This is a genomic window from Phycobacter azelaicus (genome assembly GCF_014884385.1).
In the GTDB taxonomy this organism is placed as follows: Bacteria; Pseudomonadota; Alphaproteobacteria; order Rhodobacterales; family Rhodobacteraceae; genus Phycobacter; species Phycobacter azelaicus.
In genome coordinates this window covers 1,029,037-1,052,284 of record NZ_WKFH01000003.1, presented here as the reverse complement: position 1 = coordinate 1,052,284, position 23,248 = coordinate 1,029,037, and the positions used below count along the sequence as shown (strand labels likewise).

Sequence of the window (23,248 nt, the reverse complement as noted above, 5' to 3'; positions counted from 1 at the left end):
TCCCTAGAGCAAAACGTGGAAGAGCAAAACACCCTGCCGGACCTGCGGAGGTGTGATGATATGAAAACTGTTCTGGGATGCGGGGCGCGTGTGGATGGCAGTGCACAAACCCGCCCCGGGGCATTCAGGTATCCAGTCTTTGAATAGTCCCATCAAACAATACTTTGATGGGCAGAAACTGACCGCATTCTTTGAACCGAAAGCTGTTTCTGTTCATGCCGCCAAGCAAAATTGGATAAGGTCTGGCATAGTGAAATGTGTAGGTCCATTTTTCGTTTCCAGCCTCGGTTCTTCTTATTAGACACGTCTTGAATGTGTAATAGTTGAACTCGTTGCCAAATCGTTCGAAGTAACGTTTTCCTTGTTCTGCACCAAGATCGACCTCGCTGAGGTGTTGGTCCAAGTAGTGGACGACACGCTGGATGCGCTTGTCAGCCAGATGGGCAAAGAAGACGTCCAATCCCAAGGCAAGGATAACCAGGGCAATACATGTTAATTTTATTTGTTTGGCACTCATGCCCTAGTGGTTTCCCCTAGTGTCAACATGACCTAAGCGAGGGCTCCAATTATCAAGAGGTAAACAAGCCAATGAAGGGCCATAAGTGGCAACACCAATTTGTCGCGAAAGCTGCCTAAGTCATTCCAAAACTGCAGAACCCCTTTTCTATCAGGGTTTCGGAAGCGCCAAATCTTGTACAGAGATACGTTGACCGCCGCAGTCACAGCGATGATGGCAACAACGGTGAAAATGCCGTGTGCCATCTTGTATTTTCCTCGGGTTCGATTGCTTAAGTAGTTTCACAACCAGATCAGCCTGTCACGTTTATTGCATGAGGCGACGTGAAATAGAGCAAGTCTCCAAACCTCAGTCCAGCCAACCCTTCAAATTCTGCTCGATCACGCCTGCCAGCGCCGCGATGTGATCGGCGTCGTCGTTGAGACAGGGGATATAGAGGAACTCTTCCCCGCCTGCCTCTTCAAAGCTTTCCTTGATCTCCTCGTTGATCTCTTCCAGCGTTTCGATGCAATCGGCGGAAAAGGCCGGGGCGATCACGGCGATGTTCTTTTTGCCTTCCTTGGCGAGCGTGGCGACGTGGTCGACGGTATAAGGTTTCAGCCACTCCTCGGGGCCGAAAACCGACTGGAACGTCGTGGTGATCTCGGTGTCTTGCCAGCCAAGGCGTTCCTTCAACAGGCGCGTCGTTTTTTGGCACTGGCAGTGGTAGGGGTCGCCCTGCATCAAATAGCGTTTCGGCATCCCGTGGTAGGAGACGACAAGGATATCGGGGCGTTTCTCGGCCTTGGCGTAGGCCTCTTCGACAGAGCGGGCCAGCGCCTCGATATAGGGGGGCTCGTTGAAATAGGGGGCGATGGTGCGGGCGGCGGGCTGCCAGGTCTCTTCCATTAGGGCGCGGAAGAACTGGTCGTTCGCGGTGGCCGAGGTCGCACCGGCATATTGCGGGTAAAGCGGCACAAAGAGGATTTTCTGACAGCCGGCCGCCACCATCTCGCGGACCTTGGACTTGGTCGAGGGGTTTCCATAGCGCATGCAGAAATCGACCATGACCTGATCCCCGTAGCGATCCGTCAGGACCTTGGCCATTTCTGCGGTCTGATCTTTGGTGATGGTCATCAGCGGGCTTTCGCCCTTGTCGTGGTTCCAGATGGATTTGTAAGCCTCGCCCGAGCTGAACGGGCGTTTGGTCAGGATGATGAGCTGAAGCAGCGGCTGCCACTTCCACGACGGATAGTCGATCACCCGTTTGTCCGACAGGAACTCGTTCAAGTAACGGCGCATGGGCCAGTAGCTGTAATCGTCCGGCGTGCCGAGGTTCGCCAACAGGATCCCCACTTTCTCCGGCATGACCTTGGGGTGGTCGGCGGGAGCGTGGACGGGGCATTTGGCGGTTGAGGTCGAATCCAGCATTTCGGAGTCCTGTGCGGTTGGCATCTTTAGTTGCGGTGGAACAGTAAAGGCATACGCGGGCAAAGACCAATCGGATCACATTTGCGCATCCAGAAGGTTCCCCTATCGTCTGGGTCAGTCGGGCTATTCCGGCAGCTTCGTCTCGGGCACCTTCAGAGCATCGGCAAGGCGCATCTGCGCCGAACCGGGGCGCAGCGGTTTCTGCTGGCTTTCGGATGGGGACCAGCCGGTGAGGCAGATAAGTTCGAAACTGGCGGGCAGGCGGCCCTCTTCGGTTGCAAAGTGATCGCGATAGATTTCTTCGGCGCGGGTGAACAGGCGCCGCGGGACAGGGCGCCGCAGGCGGCTTTCCAGTGCGTTGGCCTCGCCCATCGCGCGCAACTCGTGCATCAGGTGGGTCAGGTCGCGGTATTCGGCCGTCAGGGGCACCACATCGGCAACCGGCAGTGCGAACCCGGCGCGTTGCAAAAGGGCGCCCAGATCGCGCACTTCACCCATCGGGGCGATTCGCGGAGACAAGCCGCCCAGCACCTCGGATTCAGCCCCAGCGAGGGCGACACGCAACTCTTGCAGGGTCTGTCCTCCCAGCAGAACGGTTAGCAGTAGCCCGTCTTCTTTGAGAGCGCGGCGACATTGGATCAACTGTCCCACAGGATCGTTTGCCCAGTGTAAGCCCATGGAATGTATCACGAGATCATGAGCGCCGGGCTCCAGATCCAGAACGTCATCGTCAGGAACCAGCTTGGCGCCCGCCAGCGATCCGGTCAGACCGGCATCCCACACTTCCGCAAAAGGAGTCACCACGGCTGGGGCGGTAAAGGTTCTGTTAACCAAGAGGAGTCGATCCTCGACCTCGTTCCTGGCCATCTCGTGCAGGAACAGAGCCTTTAGCTGCCGCCGGGCTCTATTCGCGACCAGTGCTTTCCTGTCAAACAGCTTTGGCTGTGCTGTGGGAGTGTGCGTCATGGGGAGCTATTTATATGCTACACGCCCGGTTTCAAACCGCTGTTTCAATGATCTATCCACCGCAATGCCTGGGCTGCGGGGGGCTGGTCAATCAGGAGCCGGGTCTGTGTGGCCCCTGTTGGCGGGAAGCTGAGTTCATTTCGGGCACGGTCTGCGACGGGTGCGGGGTGCCACTGCCGGGAGACTACGATGGGTTTCGTGTTGAATGCGATGATTGCCTTTCAAGTCCGCGCCCGTGGAGCCAGGGCCGGGCGGCGCTGATCTATGAGGGAAAGGCCCGGCAACTGGTGTTGGCGTTGAAGCACGGAGACCGGCTGGATATCGCCACCCACGCGGCAGCCTGGATGGAGCGCGCCGCTTTGTCCTTGTTGCGGGACAATCCCCTGATCTGTCCGGTGCCCCTGCATTGGAGCCGTTTTTTGAAACGGCGGTATAACCAATCGGCCCTGCTGGCCGAGGCATTGGCAAGGCGGGCCGGGCTTGATTATTGGCCCGATCTTCTGCGGCGCGCCCGCAAGACGCCCTCGCTGGATGGACGCTCGCGGGCCGAGCGGTTCGGGCTCTTGGCGGAGGCGATACACCTGCCTGTGCGCTATGAGGCCCTGATCAGGGGGCGTGCCATCTTGCTGGTAGACGATGTGATGACTTCGGGCGCGACGCTTTCGGCCTGCGCGGATGCCTGCCTCAAGGCCGGGGCATCGGAGGTGCGGGTGGCGGTGCTAGCACGGGTGCAGCGCGCGTATCGTGAGCCTGATTGGCAGAAAGCGGGTGCATGAGCGGGATGTCCGAACCGTTTTGGATGCGCTTTGAGATACAAAACACAGCGTCGGACACGGCACTGTTGGTACCGCGCCCGGTAGGGACCAATACCGAAAGGATCACTTGCGCAGAGGCAGCCGTCCCTCAAGCTGGTCGGTAATGGGGATGAACTCCTCGTTGTCGCCGGGAGGCAGGCGGAAAGGGCCATTTGCCCAGTCCGCAGCTTTCCAGGCGTCCTTCGCCTCTTCGATCCGGTCTTTTGAAGAAGAGACGAAATTCCACCAGATATAGCGGCCTTCATTCATTGTTGCGCCGCCAAGCGCCATCAACCGGGCCCCTTCCGGACCGGCCTTTACCGATATCCGGTCACCGGGGCGGAACACCATCATGCGGCCTGCCTCAAATGTATCGCCCGCGACCTCGATGCTGCCTTGGGTCACATAGAGACCGCGGTCCTCATGGTTGTCCGGCAGGGGAAACCCCGTTCCCGGCTCCAGCACCACATCAAGGTAAAAGGTTTCCGACTGCATGGTCACGGGGCTGCGTTCCCCATAGGCATCGCCCAAGATCAGCCGCGCGGTTGCGCCTTCGCTCTGGATAACTGGCAGGGCGGCTTCCTTGTGGTGCTCGAAATCGGGCGCCATCTCTTCCTTGTCTTCGGGCAGGGCGATCCAGGTCTGAATGCCGAACAGCTTGTGACGTGTGGCGCGGGTCTCCTCGGAGGTGCGCTCCGAGTGGGTGACCCCGCTGCCTGCCACCATCCAATTGACCTCGCCGGGATAAATCATCTGATGGGTGCCGATGCTGTCGCGATGCTCGAACTCTCCCTGATAAAGATAGGTCACGGTGCCCAGCCCGATATGCGGGTGTGGGCGCACATCAATGCCGCCGTCGGTGATGAACTCAGCCGGTCCCATCTGGTCGAAAAAGATAAAGGGGCCGACCATCTGGCGTTTGGGCGAGGGCAGGGCACGCCGCACCTCAAAGCCGCCAAGATCGCGGGCCCGTGGAATGATCAGTGTCTCAAGCGCGCTGCATTCCGCATCAGGGCAGTTTGGATCTTGCGTTGGGTTCCAGCTCATTCGGGTTCTCCGGGAATTGCTGTGGGGATCAGGTCATCCATATCCAGCGCTTAATCGTAGAGCAGTTGCCGAGCCTGTCGAGCGGGCTCTTGGCAATACGTTTTTTCCGCAAAGGCAGGCAAAATCTCAACTGAATACGTCGGCCGTGTCATCCTTGTGGCGTGCGATTTAAGCGCCAAAGAACGGGCGCAGGGGTATCATCTTTTGACCCGCGTCCCGTGCATAGGTGATGATCCGCTCTGCCAGCGCTGCGGCAACGCTCAGGCCGGGTATGTACGCGACATAGCAAACTTTGCTGTCGGTGTCTTCGCAGGTGATGGTCAGATCGGTGACATCGCAATCCTGTCTCGAGTGCGGGTTCCCTTTTCGTGGTCAGGCCCCGCTCTCCGGCCGCAACGGACAGTCGGGGCCGACCCGTCAGTTGGTAACCGTATCGATGGCATCAAGATGAGCATCGATCGGCGGCTCGACAAAGCTGAAGGGCACTCCGGAAAACTCTTTGTTAACAAAATCCCATCCAGCTTTTATGGCTTTCTCAGGGTTTCTGAATCCGGCTTTTCTTGTATTGGAGAATTGCCCGCTCTCCGTGATTTCGCCCTGCGGAACGAAGACAACGCGGTCCTGGCCATTGGCGTCTGTGATCGTGATGCGAGTTACATAGGCATCGAAAGGTTCGCGGTCTGAAGGGTCAATACTGGATACGATGGTCACGTGGCGGGTCAGAGCCTCGACAGTGACGGAAAAGGTCTCGCCATTTGCTGTTTCGATCTGGCGGGTTTCACTGGCAGCGGTGCCGGTGATCGGGCCGCTGTAGGTCGTACATGCCGCCATCCCAAGCACAAGAAGCAGCAGGAATGGACGGGTCAAGCGGGTCAGAAAAGATTGTGTCATAAGTCGCATCCTTTTGAGGGACGTCATCAGAAGCGGCGCATCAGGTTGATCTGCAAGCGCTGGTGGGTGTCTTCGGCACCGATGCCCTCCATCCAGTTCAGGGCAATCGCCGTGTCCTGGTTGAAGCGGTAGATCGCGCCGATCTTGCCGCGGGTCAGGCCGCGATCACCCGTGATCGTGATCACGTTGTTGGCGCTGGCACGGTGGATTCCAGCCTTCAGCACCAGATCGGGTGTGGCCACGTATCCAACTGTCAGCGATCCATCATAGCGGATCGATGTGGATGAGTTGCTGATGCCTGGGGTGTCATATTCGCTTTTGCTGACGGCACCGGAGACCGCCCCGGTTAGGAAAACCTGCTCCGAAAGGGGTATTGTCTGGCTGAAGCGGAGCGAGGCCGTCAGCGTGTCGCCGTCGCCGCGCGTCGTAGTTCCGCCCGAGGTGTATTCCTCACCGATGTCGCCGTAGATCAATGATGCTCCGATCTCGCGGCCCGATCCTAGACTGTAGGTCATGCCGACGCCGACAAGCGGATTGTCCGTTTCCTGCCGATCTGCCGGGGTCGGCGGGAAAATGCCTTCGGTGCGGCTTTGGCCGATATAGCCCGTGAATGCCATCTGCGTGGTCCGCTGATAGGTGTAGCTGATGATGGCCGTATCAGCATTGCGTTCGGTTCCCGCGTCCTCGCGCTGCAGGTTCGTGTAGCTGAAGGCCAATAATCGCTCGCCGGGCTGCAGCGACTGGGCCTTGGCATTGGTGAAAATGGTAGAAAACAGAACTGCGCCACAGACGGCTACCGCAGAGCGCGACAATTGTCGTTTTTTGGTAATCATGGTCTCTCCCAAATTTCCGCGAGCCTGCGTGCTGGGCAGTTACAGGTCAACGCGTTCTCAGGGATCGGGGGCTGACTGTGTCTTTTCAACAATCAGGAATAGAAGAAAAGAACGGCGGGATCACCATGTGCGGCCTGGCTCCGCCGATTTTTCCAAATGCCAAGACCAGCGGAGCGCTGGGCTGGGTGTCTTGTGTAAGGATTTCAGCGGCCTGCGCTATGGGTCAGCGAGGCTCACCATCCTGTTCAAGTGAATAGGCGGGCAGAGCCTGAACCGCTTCTTTCAGGGCCTCGCCCCAACCCTGCGAGAGGGCATCGAAATAGGGATCACCCACCTCAATCCGCCGCTGCGCACCGATCTTGAGACTGTCCTTGCGATAGACGTGGAGATCGAGAGGTAGGCCGACCGACAGATTTGCCTTCAGGGTTGAGTCAAAGCTCAGCATCGTGATCTTGATTGCATCCTCAAAACTCACCTCCGGGTCAAAAGCGCGCACGATGATGGGCTTGCCATATTTTGTCTCGCCGATCTGAAAAAAGGGTGTCTCCTCGCCGGCCTCGACGAAATTGCCTTCGGGATAGATCATGAACAGGCGCGGCTCGCCGCCCTTGACCTGTCCGCCTACGATGAGACTGGCCGAAAACTGCGCCTCGGCGCGGGGGCCATCCTGCCCAGCCTGATCCCGGATCACTTCGCGCAGGGTCTCCCCGACCAGTTTGGCCACCTGATACATCGAAGAGGCCTGCAGGATCGAAGGCATTCCCCGCTCTTCGGCCGGCAGGGTGCGTTCGTTCAAGAGGCTGATCACCGCCTGGGTGGTGCCAAGGTTGCCGGCGGTCATGATGGTGATGCAGCGTTCGCCCTCGGCTTCCCAGTGGAACATCTTGCGAAAGACGCTGATGCTGTCGACACCCGCATTGGTCCGGGTGTCGGACATGAAGACCAACCCGCGTTTCAGTTTCAGACCAACACAATATGTCATGGCGACGCTCCGCTCTTGTTGCGGACCTGTTATTGCTCTTGCACGGCCACGTCCACCGACAAGGTTTCACTGCCCGCGCCAAACCTGAGCCCCGAAATGGGCGCGGCTTCACGATAATCAAGTCCCGTTGCAACGCGAATATAGCGAGCATCTGGTGATATTCCGTTAGCAACGTCGAAGCCGACCCAGCCAAAGCCATCGATATGGGCTTCGGCCCAGGCATGGGTGGCGTCCTGCTGTTCGCGGTCCTCCATCATCAGGTAGCCCGAGACATAGCGCGCCGGGTAATCCATCGCCCGCGCGGCCGCGATGAAGATATGCGCATGGTCCTGGCAGACGCCGTAGCCGTGTTCGATCGCCTCATCGGCCGAAGTGGCCGCATGGGTTTCGCCAGTCGCATAAGGCACCGCCTCTAAGATGCGCGCCGACAGATCGTGCAAAAGCGTGATGTCGTTGTCATGGGCATCCCGCAGTCCCTTGGTCAGGCGCCGCACGTTGGCACTTGCGCGGGTCAGATCGGTCGAGCGTTTGAACAGCCACAATGGCAGAAAACCGCGGTGCTTGCCGACAATGCCGTGCTGATCCTCGGTCTCGATCTCGCCAAAACAGCGCACGTGGATTTCAAGCGCTCCGGGCGCAAAGGAGATCAGAGACACCCGATTGGCGTTCTGGTCCTCAAACTCGGTCTCGATCCGGCCGCCCTCGATCTGCGTTGACCAGCGTTCCACCTTCTGACCCACGCGGCTTTTGGGGGTTAGTCGCAGTTGTTGCAGACCATAGCGCGTGGGGTGATCAAATTTGTATCGGCTGGAATGTTCGATCTTAAGTCGCATTTGTCACTCCGTGAACCTGTAGTCGGCCTCAATTTCGGCCCCAAGGCGCGCGATATTCGCCAAAAATTCCGTCAGGAATTCGTGCAAGCCCTCTTCAAAGACCTCTTCGACGCTGCTGGTGCTCAGACAACGATGCAGCTTTTCCACCGTTTCATGGCAGGAGTGCTGTTCAAGGTATTCGTTCTCCAACATCGTTAGATTGCTGCGGATCTTGTTCACTGAAGAGCGCAGGCTTCGGGGCATTCTAGGGTCGAAGATCAGGAAATCCGCAATCCCCATGGGGGTTGCCTTGCCCTGATTGAGCCAGCTGTAAGACCGTACCCCCGACACCGAGCGCAGGATCGTCTCCCACTGCACATTGTCGAGAGAGGACCCGACCTGCGTGACCGAGGGCAAAAGCACGTAGTATTTCACATCCAGAATGCGGGCGGTGTTGTCGGCCCGCTCAAGAAAGGTACCAAGGCGGCAAAAATCGAAGACGTCATTGCGCAGCATCGAGCCATGCAGCGCACCGCGTACCAGTCCTGAGTGCTGCCGGATCTGTGCCAGAACATCCGGCAGGTCCCGTTCGGCAACCGGGCGTGCAAGCCGTTTCTTCAGGGTGATATAGGCGTCATTGACCGCCTCCCAGACTTCCTGCGTGATGGCCGTGCGCACTGTGCGCGCATTCTGGCGGGCCTGCGCATAAGAGGACATCACCGAAGAAGGGTTCTGCGGATCACGCAGTAAAAAGTCGATCACCTTTGATTGCACCACCTCGCCGTGAGCCTCCCGGTAGGCCTGCTCAGCGGCGGCGGTTTTCAGAACGCTTGTCCATTCCTCGCTGCCCGGCCGTGTCAGGGCAATGCGAAAGCCTGCCTCGATCAGCCGCGCCGTGTTTTCGCTGCGCTCCAGATAGCGGAACATCCAGAACACGCCTCCTGCGGTTTTTCCCAGCATCAGTCGTCCTCCAACACCCAGGTGTCCTTGGTGCCGCCTCCCTGGCTGGAGTTGACCACAAGGCTGCCCTTTTTCAGCGCCACACGGGTCAGGCCGCCTGGTGTAATATTGATGCCCTGCGGACTGAACAGAGCAAAGGGTCGAAGATCCACATGGCGCGGTGCAAGGCCAGCCTTTGTCAGGATCGGCACTGTCGACAGCGCCAGCGTCGGCTGGGCGATATAGCCTGCGGGTTTCGCTTCCAGTTTTTTTCGGAAGGCCGCCAGTTCCTTTTTCGAGGCCGCAGGGCCGACGAGCATCCCGTAACCGCCAGATCCATGCACTTCCTTCACGACAAGGTCGGCAAGGTTGTCCAGAACGTAGGCGAGCGAGTCCGGCTCAGAGCATCGCCATGTCGGAACATTTTGCAGGATCGCTTTCTCACCTGTGTAAAACTCAACAATATCAGGCATGTAGCTGTAGATCGCCTTGTCATCGGCGATGCCGGTGCCGGGCGCATTGGCAATAGTTATGCGACCCGCGCGGTAAACGTCGAAAATACCGGGCACCCCAAGTAGACTGTCCGGCTTGAAGTTCAGCGGATCAAGGAAATCATCGTCCACCCGCCGGTAAACAACATCAATTGGCTTGTAGCCGCGCGTGGTGCGCATGGCGATACGTCCGTCGACGATCTTCAGATCCGTTCCCTCGACCAACTCGACGCCCATATGGTCGGCAAGGAAGGCATGTTCGAAATAGGCCGAGTTGTGAATGCCCGGCGTCAGCACCGCAACGGTCCGATCAGGGCTGGGGTCGGGCGGCATGCAATTGGCAAGAGAGTTCAAAAGCGAGGCTGGATAATCCGAAACGCGCCGCACTTTGACTTTGCTGAACAGTTCAGGGAACATCTGCAACATGGTTTCGCGGTTTTCGAGCATGTAGGACACGCCAGACGGTGTGCGGGCATTGTCCTCAAGCACGAAAAACTCATCGTCTCCGGTGCGCACCATGTCGATGCCAACGATATGCGTGTAAATTCCGCCGGGCGGCTGGACCCCTACCATCATCGGCAGAAACGCTTCGTTTCGGGCAATCAGGTCGACCGGAACACGGCCCGCGCGCAGGATTTCCTGCCGGTGATAGATGTCGTGCAAAAACGCGTTGATTGCCCGAACCCGCTGTTCGATCCCTCTGACAAGACGGCTCCATTCCTTTGCGGAGATGATCCGCGGGATGATGTCGAAGGGGATCAGCCGTTCTTCGGCATCCGCTTCCCCGTAAACATTGAAGGTAATGCCGGTGCGGCGAAAGAAGTCTTCGGCCTCGCGAGCTTCCTTGATCAGGTCTTTGGGGTTTTCGCGGCTGAACCAGTCAGCGTATTGCGCATAAGGGGCACGTGCTGTGTCCCCATTGCCGTACATCTCATCAAAGAAAATAGGTGCTTTTTCTGTCATGGCATCTCCCGATGAGGTCACGCTAGCAGCCAGCACAGATAAGGGCCAATTGCAGGCGGATCTTAGCTTGGACATTTCAGATTTTTGCACAAATATTGGGCATAGAAGTGCTTGGGACGCTGTGTCGAAAGCCGTGCAAGAGGGCCTACACAGTTGCAAAGGTTCGACAAACGGGGATGATTGCCCCACGATAGGAGTAGCACTTTTATCGGCAGAATGGGGAACTATCCGCATGAAAACCCGCAAATTGGGCGTCAACGGCCCCGAGATCGGCTGTATCGGCTACGGGGCGATGTCCTTTTCGGACATGTACGGCCCCACGACCGAGACTGAAAGCCACGCGATCCTGAACCGGTGCCGCGATCTGGGTGTCACCCATCTGGATACGGCAAATGTCTATGGCATGGGCAAATCCGAAAGCGCTATTGGCACCTATCTCAGGGCCAATCCCGGTGCACGAGATGCGTTTGTCATCGCCACCAAGGCCACGATCACGAAAGACGCCGATGGCAACCGCTGCTTTGACAACTCCGCCGAACACCTTGAGGCAGAACTGGATCAATCCCTCCAGCGCCTTGGCGTGGACTGTGTCGATCTCTTCTACGCGCACCGCCGCGATCCCCGTCTTACGCCAGAAGAAACTGCCGAAAATCTGGGCCGGTTGGTCAAGAAGGGAAAGACCCGCGCGATTGGCCTATCCGAAGTGGCGCCATCTACTCTGAGGCGCGCGATGAAGGTTCACCCCATTGCTGCGGTTCAATCGGAGTATTCGCTTTCAACGCGTTTCCCTGAGCTTGGCCTTGTGCAGGCCTGCGCCGAACTGGGGGTGGCGATGGTTGCGTTTTCACCTGTGGGGCGGTCCTTGCTGACGGACAATCCGATCCCTAAGAAGCGGATTCCGAACCTGCCCTTCCTGGCTGGTAATCCTCGGTTTATGGAACCGAATCTTTCAGAGAATTTGGCGATAACAGATGGGTTCCGTCAGCTTGCCGCCGAGATGGGCACCTCGGCGGCGGCGCTGGCCAATGCATGGCTTCTGAGCCGCGGCGAGCATGTAATTCCGATCCCAGGAACTCGCAGCATTGATCACCTCAATGAGTGCATGGCGGGCGCTGATCTTGTGCTGTCCGAAGCTGATCTGGCCCGGATCGACGCGATTCTTCCGGTGGGCTGGGCTCATGGCGACCGGTATTCAGACGCGCAATGGATCGGGCCAGAGCGCTATTGCTGAGCCGACTTTGTCCTGTTCAGCCTGAGGCGGGGCCGACGGACCTTGTCGGCTCGCAGCCTTTGAAGGGGTCAGGAACGCCAGCTGAGCAGGCGGCGCTCGACCAGACCAATGGCTCCAGAGGTCAGAACACCAAGCAGGGACAGGATGACCACTCCGGCAAATAGCCGCTCTAGATCATAGAGCGAGCCTGCCTCAAGGATATAGGCCCCGATCCCGTATTGCGCGCCCAGCATCTCGGCTGCAACCAGCAGGATAATGGCAATGGCCAGGCTGATGCGCAGTCCCGACAGGATTCCGGGCATCGCGCCTGGTAATACGATTTTGCGCACGATGGATAGCCAGCTGAGGCCGAAGCTCTGTCCCATACGGATCAATGAGCGATCAACATTGTCCACCGCCCCATAGGTGGCAACCACCGTCGGCGTGAAGGTTCCAAAGGCAATCAGAGCATATTTTGAGCCCTCGTCGATGCCAAACCAGATCACAAACAGCGGCAAAAGTGCGATTTTCGGGATCGGAAAGATGGCTGCGACCAGTGGAACAAGGCCTGAGCGGACGTATGAGAAAAGCCCGATCAGCACCCCCACGCAGATCCCGATGCCTGCTCCGATGGAGGCTCCGACGGCCAGCCGGGTCAGCGATGGGGCAAGATGCTGGAACAGCATGCCCGACTGCCAAAGCTCTCCAAAAGTGGCCAGCACATCCGAGGGTTTGGGCAGGGTAAGCGCCGAGATAAAACCCGTGCGCGTGCCCCATTCCACGATTGCGACCAGCACCACAAAAACCGCAACGCCCACCCATTTCTGAGGCCGCGGGGCAAAGCCTGCGCCGCGAAAGCGGATTTCTACTGGGTCTTGGGGGGGCGCCGTGCCTTGTGCCAGATCAGACATGTAACAGCTCCTCGTCTGCGGCGCGGGCCTCGTCGCGCATCAGATCCCAAAGGTGCTTTTGCACCTCTTCAAGATCAGGGTCCGCATAGCCGCGCTCGGCCAGCGGTTTGTCGATTTCCACCACCTCGCGAATGCGGCCCGGGCGCCGGGACAGGACGACTATGCGATGGCCAAGGCGCACCGCTTCGGCCAGGTTGTGAGTCACGTAGACAGCGGTAAAAGGGGCCCGTGTCCAGAGGGTGATCAGATCGTCCATCAACAGCTCTCGGGTCTGACTATCAAGAGCTGACAGCGGCTCGTCCATCAGCATCACCGCCGGGTTCACCGCAAGGGCGCGGGCGATGGCAACCCGCTGTTTCATACCACCCGACAGCTGTTTCGGCAGCGCCTTCGCAAAATCGGTGAGCTTGGTGCGACCCAGAACGTCCTGGATGATGTCCTTCGCGGCTTTGCCCTTAATGCCATGATCCTCCAGCACCAAAGAGATATTCCCTTCGACACTGCGCCAGGGCAGCAGGGCGAAGTCCTGAAAGACATAGGTCAGTGGATTGAGGCAGCCCTCGGGCGGCGTGCCGATTTGCAGCACACGCCCCGCCTCGGGCTTTTCAAGGCCGCCCATGAACCGAAGAAGGGTGGATTTGCCGCAGCCCGACGGACCAACAAGGCAGACGATCTGCCCGGAAGGTACGTCCAGCGAGATGTCACGCAGCACCTCTGTGCTGCCATAGCGATGGCTGACCCCGTCCAGTCGAATATCCATGGATCCTGGCCCTTGATCAATACGCGGGGCAAGCCGTGTGCTGCCCCGCGATGGTTTCAGTTGCCTCAGGCGCCGATGGTGTCGACGTAAGAGGTGTCAAGGAAGGTGTCGAGCGTGATGGCGCTGTCTACCAGCCCTGCCGATTGCATCCACTCCAGTTGGTCGCGCACCGAAGCGACATTGATCGCCGCGCCTTTATTGATGCGCATGGCGCCATTGATGATCGAAGGCGCCGCCTTTTCCAGCGGCCGGTCGGTGTAGACGTATTTGTGGATCAGTTGCACCATCTCGTCGATCGCCGCATCGCCCTGGGATTTTTCAACCATGGTGGCGTTGAAATCGCTCACGCCGCGGGTAAAGCCCGAAAGGAAGGTCTCGACCAGCGCGCGGTCGCTGGATGCGTTCTGCGCCGAGGTGAAGACAGTTGTCACCTGATAATCCGGTAGGTAATCGGCCACGTCTCCGATAATATGAACTGCACCCGAACCTGCCAAAGCCTTGGCGATATGCGGCACGATGGACCAGGCATCGATCTGTCCGGACTTGAGGGCGCCAATGATCGCACCGACCTTCTGCAGGGGCACGAACTTGAGATCTTCTACCCCATGTGCGGCGGCGATCTTCGATCCCATGTAGTGGAAGGACGACCCGGCTGTTGTCATGCCAAAGCGTTTGCCACCCAGCGCCTCTGGGCTGGTCAGGCCGGCCTGGAACGCGGCGTCCGAGGCTAGGATCTTTTGACCGTCGATACCGGCCTCTTCGGACAGGGCGCCGCCGATCACCTTGACCGCGCCTTTCTGCGCGAGGCTGAGCAGCCCGCCGGAAATCGCAGTCACGCCGAAATCCACGTCTCCGCTGGCAATGGCAACCGCCATCGGCTGTGCCGCCTGGAAAAACTTCAGCTCAACATCCAGCCCGGCTTCGGCAAAGTAGTTGCGCTCCACGGCGATGAAACTGCCAGAGTGGCTGGTGAGGCTCAGCGCGCCAACCACGGCTTTGCTGTTCTTGGCGATGGCCGGGGCGGCAAGGCCGGTTGCCGCTGCTGCGCCGAGCAGGCCAATGGCCTGACGTCTGTTGAATGGTGTCATTGTGGTGCTCCTCCCTAAATAGCAACCTGTCGTTCAAATCCCCTGTCGCGCCTACGTCATCTCGGCGCGGATATCATCTTCGAGCAAGGCCAAAGCCGTAGCTTCATCCCTCGCGATAATGGCATTCTTCAAGGCCACCCGCCGCCTGCTACGTTCTGCAAAATCGATCCGCCCTTCACGCAAAAGAGCCAGGCGAAACCGGCGCGATTGATCGAAGTGGCGACCGATGGTGTCGAGCATGCGTGGGCTGTCGCAGGCACCCAGCACAGCAAAGGAAAAGGCGCGGCAGGTCTCGTCCCATTCCAGCGCGGTGACATCGTCGGGGCTGCTTTGAACCGCGTGATCCGCTCTGTCCAGACGGTGCGCGGCGGCCATCACCGAGGCCTCCCAGTCCACATCGCCATGCTGCAACGCGCGCGACAGTGCCAGCGCTTCGAGGCTGAGGCGCATCAGCAGAATATCGTTGCGGTCCTGATCGGTGGCCGAGGTGACGCGAAATCCGCGCTGGGCGGTAGCCTCAACCATGCCTTCGACGGTGAGCATCCGCAGCGTTTCACGCATCGAGTGGTTCGACCCACCATAGCGCTGTCGCAACTGCTCGATCTTGAGTTTCTGATCCGGGGCCAGGACACCAAAGGAAATGTCGCGCCGCAGGGCGGACGCCAGCATTTCGACGACGGTGTCGTCCTCACGATATCTCCCCCCAAAGATCAAAACTATCCACCAGTCCACAAAACGTTGGAGATTTTGCTAGGTGCTGGAGGATCGGGAGTCAAGCGCCTCACGGTGGTATAATCAATGGTCGCACTTTGGCACCCAAGGGATACCAATCGCCCCTGCGTGATCCACGCGATTCTGTGGCGCCGGAGCGGATACTCCGGTTTGCGGGAAGATCACGACAGAAGGAAGCTTTCGTGGGCCTTGAGCGCAAGTCGTGCCGCAGGGCCGTGGCCGTCCATCGCAGCCATCAGTTCCAGAACTTCGGCGCGGGTGGCCGCATCGAAGCTCTCCAGCGTTTCTGCGCCCGGGTGATAGCTTTCGCTGAGGAAACCGTCGCAGGTAACGATTTCGTGCTGATCAAACAACAGATGTATATAGGTTACCGGACGGCCATGGGCGTCACGCCGGATGGTTCGGTCATTCAACAGGTATTTGGCCTTTACCAGCACTTCGCTTTGACCAAATAGCAGCTCAGCAAGTTCGGATTGCAGCAGAACGCGGTGATTTGGTGAGACGGAGATCGGGCCGTGCTTACCGATGGCATTGGCGGCAAAGGCAACCGGAGCATTGCGTCCTTCAGCCCGGCGGCGACAGCGTCCGATCCAGCGCAAGGGCTGCGGGCCATGATCACGGGTAACAACTAGATCGCCGATCTGCAGGTGCTCGACCGCGACGTTGCCTCGCTTGGTTTGGATGAGCGTTCCAGCCACAAAACAAGGTGGCGCCTTGACCTGTGTTGTGACCGTGACGGACCCGATATCGGAAAGCCCGGCCCCATCGTCTACCGTGTAGGAAAATGAGTTGGTTTCATTCACCGAGCTGGCATTGGTGATCGATAGGGTTCCATTTCCGTTCAGCGTCACGATTTCGCCGCTGGGCAGGGTTACCGTTCCACCGGGCACAACCTTTTGGCCGTTGATCTGAGTGATTCTCAGCTCAGTGCCGTCGCGGTGCTGGTCGTTGTCCAGGATATTGAGCTGCTCAGAGCCATCGCCCGATACCGTTAGGACGTCATCCACAGCATCCAGGGTGTCTTTGAACGGGCCTGTCAGCGTATCGATATCAGAATTCCAGTCCAGCCGACCCAAAAGCCCGCCTTCGGGCAGGCCGGAAAAATCGACTGTCATCACCGTGTAGAGATCGCCGACTGGGGCGCTGCCGGAAAGATTCACGATCCCCGAATATGTCGTCGTGATAACGCCGATAGTCTCTTCATAATCCGGCCCCAGCTTGAACGGAAAGCCGTTGAGCGAGCCTGGGGTGGAAGGATCACTTGGATCGTCTCCCATGGCCGTGGTTGTATCGAAGACCGAATTTGCCGGCGCCAGATCTATGCTGAGCGATGCAAGCGTTTTTGTCGTTGTCAGCTCGTGCCAGCTGTAGCCAAAGAACATGTCGATGTCTCTGCCGCTGGCCCCACCGGTCGTATAGGGATCAAGTGCCTTCCAGGTCAGCGTTTCGGTGCTGCCATCGGCATAGGTCGCCGTGATCTGGGCGCCGTCGAGGTCGACACCTCGTGACGATGTATCCGAGCGAACCCCATGATCGGTTTCGCGCGGCGTGCCATCCATCCGTATAATATCAATGCGGGCCATCGGCCTCGGCCTTTTGCAAATGGAGCGCGCGACGGTGACAGCCGCATCGGTCTTGCGGCTCGCTTCTGCGGGTCTGAACAGCGTTTCGAACTGGTGACGCGGTGATCCTGCTTCGTTCAGTCATCACGGGTAGGCGGGCAAAATGGCAAAATAACAGCCTCTTTGGGGCATTTCCGACCGGATTTGCCTCAAGTGTCGAAGTCTTCGGACATCAGCTCTTGTCGCGGCTCGCGACTTGCTCGCCTTTGTTGATCCGGCACATGATCTCCGAGAGGCGGGTCCAGCTTTGCAGAGTGACGGGCAGAGCCAGAGCGCTTTCGACGTATTCCCAGGAATAGCTGATCACGGAAAACAGGATGCCTGCCGTGACGTCCGGAAGGGCTGTCGCAATGCGCAGGTTAAACAGGATCATCCCCAGAAGGATTACGAAAATTCCACCATAGAGCAGTGCCTCGCTGTCCGATAGGCGCACCTCAAGACGGCGCAGACGCAGAAAATGGGCAGTCATGGCGCGCAGTTTGCGACGTTCCAGCAAGGCGACCTGCTGCTCGCTGCGCTGGTTGATGGCGGAATTGAGAGCATAGAACCTGCGGTGAAACAGGGCGTATAGGGCGATCATGGTGAGCGTCGCGCCCCCGGCCACCAGCGCCAGATGCGGTGAAAAGAATGACAGCACCAATACCGATATGACCAGTTGCACCCCGGCGGCGATGGCCTCGGGCAGGGTATCCTCAAGGAAGTCGACCAACTCGCGCCCCATGGCGATGCGCGCATTCAGGGTTGAGACCTTCTGGCCTGTCGCCCGCTGCACCTGTGCCTTTCCAAGCTCCACTCGCATCGTGCCATAGATCCGTGTGTCATAGGCCCGCCGGGCCACCGTGATTGCTATGAGCAACCCCATGATCCCGGCTAGTTGCCAGAATGCAGCGCGGCCTCCAGCCAGGAGATCATCAATGGCCAGTCCGATGAACAGGGGGATCAGCGCCAAAAGCGCGGTTTCCCCAAGAACCATGCCCCAGGTCACAAAGATCCGAAGCCGGAACACCCGAAAGAGGCTGCCAACGGTTAGGGGAGTGTCGTTCAGCATGCGCCTACACGTCGTGGTGGAAGGGCTTTGACAGGCGTGCGAAACAGCGCGATCACATCCTCGGTTATGGCAATCAGAACCGGCAGAAGGATTAGCATCAGCGCGGTTCCGAACAGCTCTCCAAAGGCGAGCGAGATCGCCGCCGGGATCAGGTATTGCGCCTGTTCTGAGGTCTCGGTCAGCAGGGGAAGAAGGCCGATCACCGTGGTGGCCGTGGTCAGGAAGATCGCTTGGAAGCGCCCGATCCCGGCCTCATGCAGAGCCTTGGTCACGCTGCCGCCCTCATCGCGGGCCTGATTGTAGCGGGTGATCATCACCAGGCTGTCATTGACCACCACCCCGGTGAGCGCGAGCATCCCAAAGAACGAGAACAGCGACAGCGACACCCCCATGATAAGATGCCCCATCGCGGCGGCGATGAACCCAAAAGGCACGATGGCGAGGATCACCACCGGCTGCCAATAGCTTTTGAGCGGCACGGCCATGAGTACGTAGATCAGCACGGCCGCAAGGATCAGGGCACGGATAAGGTCGCTCTGTATCTCTCCAATTTCCTCCAGCTCTCCGGCTGCAACGACTTTGACGCTTGGGTAGGTCCTGGCGAGCTGCGGCACGAGCTGTTCAAACACGGCCTGTCCTACCTCAGACGGGGCAACCACACTGCGGTCGATCGAGGCCATCACCGTGTTCATCCGCTGCCCATCCCGGCGATGCAGTGCGGCGGAGACGTAGCTGCCTTCGACCTCGGCCACGGTGCCGAGCGGCACCCAGACGCCGGTATCGCTGCGCAGGCGGGTCTGCATCAGATCGTGGATGGTGTCACGCGCCGCGCGGGCATTCTGCACCACCACGCGCACTTCGGCTCCATCGCGGCGCACCCGCGTCACTTCGGCGCCGCCAAAGCCATAGCCGATCTGGCTGGCGAGGGTTTCAGCCGTAAAGCCAAGGTTGCGAGCATCGGAGCGCAGGCGCAGGCGCAGCTCGGGCTGTCCGCCCAGCAGAACATCGCGAACATTGCTCACGCCGTCGATTGCGCCGAGGAAGGCGCGCAGGTCCTGGCTCGCAGCGCGTAACAACTCATCATCCCTTGATATCAGGCGGATGCTGAAGTCTCCGGCCAGATCCTCGGTGCCGGTGAATTCCAGCTCGCTCGCGCCTTCAACGGCTCCGACGTGCGTGCGCCACTGGCGCACCACATCAAGGATCGGCACATCGGGGCGCTCTGCTACGGGCAGCATCTCGGCATAGATCTGGGCGCTGCCCGCGCCATTCACGATGGTAAAGAAGGTGCGGATCGGCAGATCCTCCATACCCGCCTTCGCTGCCAGTTCTTCATTGAGGCGTCTCCCTTCGGCCTCAATCCGGTCCACGTTGTCGCGCGTCAGAGAGAAAGGGGCGCGGCCGTCCATCTCAAGGTTCATACTGATCACCTGGCCCGGAACATCCGGGAAGAAGACGGTCTTGACCTTGCCTTTCTCCAAAAGGCCAAGACCCAGCGCACCGGCGGCAATGAAGAGGATCAGAACCGCGTATCGATGCCGCAGGGAGAACCCAAGGACAGGTTGGTAGAGGCGGTTGCGCACCCACATCAGCGTGCCGCGCGCGCCGTCCTGCATCCGCCCCCAAAGACGGGCGGGCAGGTGGCGGCGCTGCCGATCCAGCGGCACATGCGCGAGGTGTGCGGGCAGGATGAACTTGCTTTCCAACAGCGAGAACAGCAGTGCCAGAATGACAATGCCGGCAAATCCGGCCAGGGCCTTGCCCAGCGGATGGTCGATCAGCAACATTGGATAAAAGGCCGCAACCGTGGTTAAGACACCAAAGACGGTGGCTGTGGCGACGCGTTTGACGCCAGCCTCGGTTTGCTTGAGTGGATCGCCCCCTTTGCGGCGCTGTTCGAAGACGCTTTCGCCGACAACAACCGCGTCGTCCACCAGAATGCCAAGGGCAATGATCAGGCCAAATGTTGTGACGTCATTGAGGGAGTAGTCCACCCATCTCGACCCGGCGACGGCCAGTGCCCCCATGACCGAAATCGGAATGCCCATGGCCACCCAGAAGGCGAGGCGCAGGTTTAGGAAAATCGCGAGGAGCAGCGTGACCAGCAACAGCCCCTGCACGCCGTTCGACTGCAGCAGCGCCAAGCGGTCGGCGATATAGCCTGCGCTATCACCCCAAACCTCGGCCTTGATCGAGGTGGGCAGCTGACGTTCGAAATCGCTCACCACGCGGCGCACCACGCGGCTGATGTCCAGCAGATTTTCCTGTTGCCCCACCAGTACCTCCATGCCGATGGTGGGGTTTCCGTTCAGGCGAAAAAGAAACTCTCCCTCCGCAAAACCATCTTCGATCCTGGCGATATCGGACAGGGGCACAAAAGAGCCGTCGGGCCGCTGGATGATCGGCAGGGTGCCATAGTCTGGCGCATAGCGAGCGCGATTATCGGCGCGCAGGTAGATGGTGCCGCCTTTCGTGCGCAGTTCACCGGCCTGAAAATTGAGAGAGTTGGCCTGGATAGCGGCGCTCACATCTGAGACCGTCAGCCCGTATTGGCGCAGGGTTTCGGGCTCGACCTCAATCCGTAGCTCACGCGGGATTAACCCCCAGATCTTGAGACGCGATAATTCTGGTTCAGCCAGAAGGGTCTCCTTCAGCCGCTGCGCCACGGTTTGCAGGGTGGCCGGATCTGTTTGGCCATGCAGATTCACATAGAGCGCCGGGAAGTCATAGCCCGAGGCCTCAATCACCGGCCGTCGGGCCTTTTCGGGCAGATGGGTCAGCCCATCGATCCGGATGCGGACCCGGTCCAAAACATCCTCAAGCTGCGCGCCTCCGGCCCGGCGCACCGTGACCGCTGAATACCCATTGGAGGATTTCGAGGTGATCGAGCGCACGCCTTCGACCCCCTCGAGGGCCTGTTCGACCTTCTGCGTGATCAATTCGTCCACCTGCTTGGCGGTTGCGCCGGGGTATTCGACGGTGATCTCGACGCTTTCCGGCGGAATGCGGGGGAAGCCTTCGATGCGGATGGAAAAAAGGGCCTGTACGCCAAGAAAAAGGATGAGCAGCATCATCAGGTTGGCTGCGACAGGATTGCGTATGAACCAGGCGGTCAGAGCATGCATGGATCAACGCTCCACCTTTTGTGGCGTCACTCGCTGCCCCGGTAGGAAAGACCCCAGTGGTGTTCGAACAACCCGCCAGGGAGGCGCCACGTTCGTTGGTTTTGCTATCGTGATGGTGCCGTCACCGCGAAACAGGAGCTCGGGGCTGTGCCGCAGCAAAACATCCTCCTCGCTCACCAGCCAGATGTAACCGGCGCGGGTCAGCGCAGTTTCCGGCAGAGTCAGGGTGTTCGCAATACGCTGCCCGTCAAAGACGACGCGGAGAAAGTCCCCGGCCAGCACCCCTTTGGCTGGATCCGAAACCTCAAGAAAAATGCGCATCTGCCGGGTTTGTGGATCTAGGAAACCGCCGCCCTGCCGGATCTTCGCCGTCCCGAGGGGACGCCCGTTCCGATGAAACAGCTGCGCCGTGCCGTCTGCGATGGGGTGATCGAGCAAGGCCCAGTCTGACCTGCTCAATTCCACTGTCATCTCGAAGTGGGTATCATCAGAAAGAGTCACCAGTGCCTCTCCGCCGCTGACGGTTTGCCCAAGGCTGGCAAGCCGGGCGGTCACGAACCCGGAAAAGGGTGCCTTGATGACGGTATCCGCCAGCTGCTCATGGGCAGCTGCGAGTTGTGCCTGCGCCGAAGCAAGCGACTTTTCGGCAATCCGCAGATCCGGCAGACGCAGTGCCAGGTCGTTGGGCGGCTTGGTTCCATCCCGGGCAAATTGCCGCCGGGCTACGGTTACGTTGTTCTGCGCGTGCAGGCGGGCTAGTTCTGCTTCTTCCACCGCCATCTCGGCTGCTGTAACAGCGGTTTCATAGGAGGTGCGCTCCACTTCGAACAGCGGTGTTCCGGCTGTGACACGGGTGCCTGCCAGCGCGGCTTTATGCACTGTTCGGATGCGCCCCGACACCGGAGCACGGATTTCAGCGTTCCAGCGCGGACGCAACTCGGCAAAGACGGAGATCCGGGCCCTGGCGTCCTGTGCGGTCACAGGCAGGACCGAAACAACCGGTGCAGCGGGCGCAGCAGTCTTGCGGGAGACATCCACTGTATCTTCGGTATCCGAGAGCAAAACCACCACGGCTGCCAGTGCCCCAACAGACAATGCGATGAACATCCAGCGTCTGAACGGGGAGGCGCTGATCTCAATTGGTGTGTTCGGCATGGGGTGTCCTTACGGCGGTGAAGCTGCGAATCGCGATCTCTGTTGCGACCTGCGAATACATGGCATATATAATGAACGAACGTTCGTTCAATAGGTAGGAGCAATGGAAACACCATCTGGATCAGCGCGGGGCACGAAGCGCGACACCGACCTGGCGGACCGCAGGTTGATGATCCTGCAGGCTGCAGTGATGTGCTTTCTGGAGAACGGCTTTCATCAGACCGGCGTGCGCGACATTGCGGCGCGGGCAGGGGTGAGCCTTGGCAATCTTTACAATCATTTTCCGGGCAAGCATGACGTCTTGCTGGAAATTGCGCGGCTGGAACGATTGGAGCTGGACCCCTTTGTCGCGCAACTTGAAAAGGACGGTTCGGCGCCGAAGAGGTTCAAACAGTTCGTCGCCGCCTACGCAAAACACCTGGCGGCTCCGGAGAATGTGATCCTGTCCATCGAGATCACCAGCGAGGCCATTCGCAAGGACGACCTTGGTGATCTGTTCTGGCAAAACCGCAAGGCGCTGGTTGCAGCCTTGAGCCGCCTCTTGGACCGAGGGGCGGAAACCGGGGATTTCAAACTGTCGGCGAGTTCGGAAGAGACGGCCCATATGGTTCTCGAACTGATCGAAGGCCGCGCCTATCATAGTGTTCTGGGCGAGGCGAAAATGCGAAAACTCCTCCCCGGTCTTCAGGCCTTCTTGAGTGCAGCCATTGGGGCCGCGGCGCGCTAGCGGTTACTGTCGTGCAGCCAGAAAGAACAGACTGGCGATCGGGCAAGAGCTGAAGCTGTGCGACAGCAAGCCGTGTAGGCAGCATCGTTCACGATGGCTTGGCCAGCATCTGGCCGGGGCGCGTCGATGCGCCGCCGTCTGACCACGGCGTGTCTACACGCTCCGCTGCCGTTTGCAGCTCGGTGTCGGGTGCTGGCCTCTGCTTGTCGGGCCTGATTGAGCATG

At 59.2% G+C, this 23,248-nt stretch carries 21 protein-coding genes; 3 read left to right on the top strand and 18 right to left on the bottom strand.

All coding sequences use genetic code 11. The annotated features are described in order from the left end of the window. Positions 1 to 124: 124 nt before the first annotated feature. The 3 genes from INS80_RS06085 to INS80_RS06075 all read right to left on the bottom strand — a co-directional run bounded on the left by INS80_RS06085 (position 125) and on the right by INS80_RS06075 (position 2,893). Positions 125 to 517, bottom strand: coding sequence for a hypothetical protein (locus tag INS80_RS06085; protein ID WP_192964784.1), 393 nt, complete (start codon positions 515 to 517; stop codon positions 125 to 127). A 348-nt stretch (positions 518 to 865) separates the two neighbouring features. Further along, positions 866 to 1,927, bottom strand: a complete 1,062-nt coding sequence (gene hemH, locus INS80_RS06080; RefSeq protein WP_192964783.1) for a ferrochelatase — start codon at positions 1,925 to 1,927, stop codon at positions 866 to 868. Positions 1,928 to 2,050: 123 nt separating this feature from the next. Then, positions 2,051 to 2,893: a methyltransferase domain-containing protein gene (locus INS80_RS06075; RefSeq protein WP_192964782.1), complete on the bottom strand. Its 843-nt coding sequence runs from the start codon at positions 2,891 to 2,893 to the stop codon at positions 2,051 to 2,053. Positions 2,894 to 2,907: 14 nt separating this feature from the next. On the opposite strand from INS80_RS06075, the gene INS80_RS06070 reads away from it, so the two are divergent. Beyond that, the gene (locus tag INS80_RS06070; protein WP_192964781.1) at positions 2,908 to 3,669 is read left to right on the top strand and encodes a ComF family protein; all 762 of its coding nucleotides are present in this window, start codon (positions 2,908 to 2,910) and stop codon (positions 3,667 to 3,669) included. 102 nt (positions 3,670 to 3,771) lie between these two features. On the opposite strand, the gene INS80_RS06065 is transcribed toward INS80_RS06070, so the two are convergent. The 7 genes from INS80_RS06065 to INS80_RS06035 form a co-directional block, all read right to left on the bottom strand. Then, complete coding sequence (locus INS80_RS06065; RefSeq protein WP_192964780.1) at positions 3,772 to 4,734, bottom strand: pirin family protein; 963 nt, start codon at positions 4,732 to 4,734, stop codon at positions 3,772 to 3,774. A gap of 417 nt (positions 4,735 to 5,151) precedes the next feature. Beyond that, the gene (locus INS80_RS06060) at positions 5,152 to 5,625 is read right to left on the bottom strand and encodes a hypothetical protein (RefSeq protein ID WP_192964779.1); all 474 of its coding nucleotides are present in this window, start codon (positions 5,623 to 5,625) and stop codon (positions 5,152 to 5,154) included. Positions 5,626 to 5,651: 26 nt separating this feature from the next. Next, positions 5,652 to 6,458, bottom strand: a complete 807-nt coding sequence (locus INS80_RS06055) for a hypothetical protein (protein ID WP_192964778.1) — start codon at positions 6,456 to 6,458, stop codon at positions 5,652 to 5,654. Positions 6,459 to 6,681: 223 nt separating this feature from the next. Then, positions 6,682 to 7,440 (bottom strand): proteasome-type protease, encoded by a 759-nt coding sequence (locus INS80_RS06050; protein WP_192964777.1) that lies wholly within the window; start codon positions 7,438 to 7,440, stop codon positions 6,682 to 6,684. A gap of 29 nt (positions 7,441 to 7,469) precedes the next feature. Then, positions 7,470 to 8,273 (bottom strand): transglutaminase family protein, encoded by an 804-nt coding sequence (locus INS80_RS06045; protein ID WP_192964776.1) that lies wholly within the window; start codon positions 8,271 to 8,273, stop codon positions 7,470 to 7,472. Between the two features lie 3 nt (positions 8,274 to 8,276). Beyond that, positions 8,277 to 9,212, bottom strand: a complete 936-nt coding sequence (locus tag INS80_RS06040; RefSeq protein WP_192964775.1) for an alpha-E domain-containing protein — start codon at positions 9,210 to 9,212, stop codon at positions 8,277 to 8,279. Further along, complete coding sequence (locus INS80_RS06035; protein ID WP_192964774.1) at positions 9,212 to 10,645, bottom strand: circularly permuted type 2 ATP-grasp protein; 1,434 nt, start codon at positions 10,643 to 10,645, stop codon at positions 9,212 to 9,214. The genes INS80_RS06040 and INS80_RS06035 overlap by 1 nt, the downstream gene beginning before the upstream one ends. 232 nt (positions 10,646 to 10,877) lie before the next feature. On the opposite strand from INS80_RS06035, the gene INS80_RS06030 reads away from it, so the two are divergent. Further along, positions 10,878 to 11,876 carry an aldo/keto reductase gene (locus tag INS80_RS06030; protein WP_192964773.1) on the top strand — a complete coding sequence of 333 codons (999 nt, stop codon included), beginning with the start codon at positions 10,878 to 10,880 and terminating at the stop codon, positions 11,874 to 11,876. A gap of 68 nt (positions 11,877 to 11,944) precedes the next feature. Here INS80_RS06030 and INS80_RS06025 read toward each other — a convergent pair whose 3' ends face one another. From INS80_RS06025 to INS80_RS05990, 8 genes are all read right to left on the bottom strand, one after another. Next, complete coding sequence (locus tag INS80_RS06025) at positions 11,945 to 12,766, bottom strand: ABC transporter permease (RefSeq protein ID WP_192964772.1); 822 nt, start codon at positions 12,764 to 12,766, stop codon at positions 11,945 to 11,947. Next, positions 12,759 to 13,526 (bottom strand): ABC transporter ATP-binding protein, encoded by a 768-nt coding sequence (locus INS80_RS06020; protein ID WP_192964771.1) that lies wholly within the window; start codon positions 13,524 to 13,526, stop codon positions 12,759 to 12,761. The genes INS80_RS06025 and INS80_RS06020 overlap by 8 nt, the downstream gene beginning before the upstream one ends. 65 nt (positions 13,527 to 13,591) lie before the next feature. After that, the gene (locus INS80_RS06015) at positions 13,592 to 14,614 is read right to left on the bottom strand and encodes an ABC transporter substrate-binding protein (RefSeq protein ID WP_192964770.1); all 1,023 of its coding nucleotides are present in this window, start codon (positions 14,612 to 14,614) and stop codon (positions 13,592 to 13,594) included. Positions 14,615 to 14,665: 51 nt separating this feature from the next. Further along, the gene (locus INS80_RS06010) at positions 14,666 to 15,346 is read right to left on the bottom strand and encodes a GntR family transcriptional regulator (protein ID WP_369411373.1); all 681 of its coding nucleotides are present in this window, start codon (positions 15,344 to 15,346) and stop codon (positions 14,666 to 14,668) included. A 161-nt stretch (positions 15,347 to 15,507) separates the two neighbouring features. Then, positions 15,508 to 16,929, bottom strand: a complete 1,422-nt coding sequence (locus INS80_RS06005) for a Hint domain-containing protein (RefSeq protein WP_192964769.1) — start codon at positions 16,927 to 16,929, stop codon at positions 15,508 to 15,510. Between the two features lie 211 nt (positions 16,930 to 17,140). Next, positions 17,141 to 18,016: an ABC transporter six-transmembrane domain-containing protein gene (locus INS80_RS06000; RefSeq protein WP_192964768.1), complete on the bottom strand. Its 876-nt coding sequence runs from the start codon at positions 18,014 to 18,016 to the stop codon at positions 17,141 to 17,143. Continuing rightward, positions 18,010 to 21,141 carry an efflux RND transporter permease subunit gene (locus INS80_RS05995; RefSeq protein ID WP_192964767.1) on the bottom strand — a complete coding sequence of 1,044 codons (3,132 nt, stop codon included), beginning with the start codon at positions 21,139 to 21,141 and terminating at the stop codon, positions 18,010 to 18,012. Before INS80_RS05995 ends, INS80_RS06000 begins: the two co-directional genes overlap by 7 nt. A 3-nt stretch (positions 21,142 to 21,144) precedes the next feature. Further along, complete coding sequence (locus INS80_RS05990; protein ID WP_192964766.1) at positions 21,145 to 22,296, bottom strand: efflux RND transporter periplasmic adaptor subunit; 1,152 nt, start codon at positions 22,294 to 22,296, stop codon at positions 21,145 to 21,147. A gap of 103 nt (positions 22,297 to 22,399) precedes the next feature. Between INS80_RS05990 and INS80_RS05985 the strand changes: the two genes are divergently transcribed. Continuing rightward, the gene (locus INS80_RS05985; protein WP_192964765.1) at positions 22,400 to 23,023 is read left to right on the top strand and encodes a TetR/AcrR family transcriptional regulator; all 624 of its coding nucleotides are present in this window, start codon (positions 22,400 to 22,402) and stop codon (positions 23,021 to 23,023) included. The last annotated feature ends 225 nt before the right edge of the window (positions 23,024 to 23,248 follow it).